This window comes from Streptomyces lushanensis, from assembly GCF_001700515.1.
Taxonomy (GTDB): Bacteria; Actinomycetota; Actinomycetes; order Streptomycetales; family Streptomycetaceae; genus Streptomyces; species Streptomyces lushanensis.
Genome location: NZ_MAUD01000628.1, coordinates 1 through 850, shown reverse-complemented (window position 1 = coordinate 850; position 850 = coordinate 1). Strand labels below are relative to the sequence as shown.

The 850-nt window shown below is 67.3% G+C and carries 1 protein-coding gene and 1 pseudogene; one reads left to right on the top strand and one right to left on the bottom strand.

Annotated elements, in window-relative coordinates; genetic code table 11:
- Positions 1 to 192 (top strand): WhiB family transcriptional regulator (locus BFF77_RS31980; protein WP_079125672.1); only part of this gene is annotated, 192 nt, incomplete at its 5' end.
- A 388-nt stretch (positions 193 to 580) separates the two neighbouring features.
- On the opposite strand, the pseudogene BFF77_RS31975 reads toward BFF77_RS31980, so the two are convergent.
- Positions 581 to 850 (bottom strand): annotated as a pseudogene (locus BFF77_RS31975) (ArsA family ATPase); the annotation flags it as partial.

The following is an 850-nucleotide window of genomic DNA, read 5'->3' as shown; positions in this document are numbered from 1 at the left end:
CGCGTCGAATTCGGCGTGTGGGGCGGGATGACCGAGCGGGAGCGCCGCGCACTGCTGCGCAGGCGTCCGACCGTCACGTCATGGCGACGGCTGCTTGAGACCGCGCGTACGGAGTACGAGCGCAGCGCGGGCCTGCTGCCCGTGGGCTTGGAGGATGACGAGACGTACGAGACGTACGCGGCGGTCGGGTAGCCACAGGGCGGTCGGCCGGCCACGTCGGTCGTACGCCGCGAGCGGGCAGGCGCGGTCCGGTCCCATCCATGGCCGGTGGCGGTCTTCTGCCGCGTGCTCGTCCGCCAGGTGCTCGATCTGTCATGTCTCCATCCCTGCAAGGTCCCTGGGGGACTGCTGGGAAGTCATCAAGCCGGAATCACCGGGCAAGCAAGCCGGAATTGCCAAGCAAGCCGGAATCACCAAGCCGGAATCACCAAGCCGGAATCACCAAGCCGGAATCACCAAGCCAGAAGTCATCACGCTGGAAGTCATTGAACAAGCAGGTCAGGACGGTCCCACGGGACTTCCTGCTGCGAGGCAGCCGCGGCTCGATCAGCCGCGCCGCCCACCATGACGTCTCCGTCGCTCAGGTCGTAGCACGGCCATCCGCGAGACGATCACCGATGGCCCTGAGCCCTGCGAGGTCGTGAACATCGCCCGGCAGGGCGGCCACTTCGGCCACCGCCACCTCGGGATGGAGCGCGGTGAAACGGTCACGCGTCCGCTCTTCACGCGCGAGCACCTGCATCCGCTCGGCGTGCAGGCGCAGCAGACCCGCGGTCAGTTGTTCCACACTTGTGACAGACGCGTCCGTCGTATCCGCCGACATACGTACGTCGGCGGATACGACGGACGC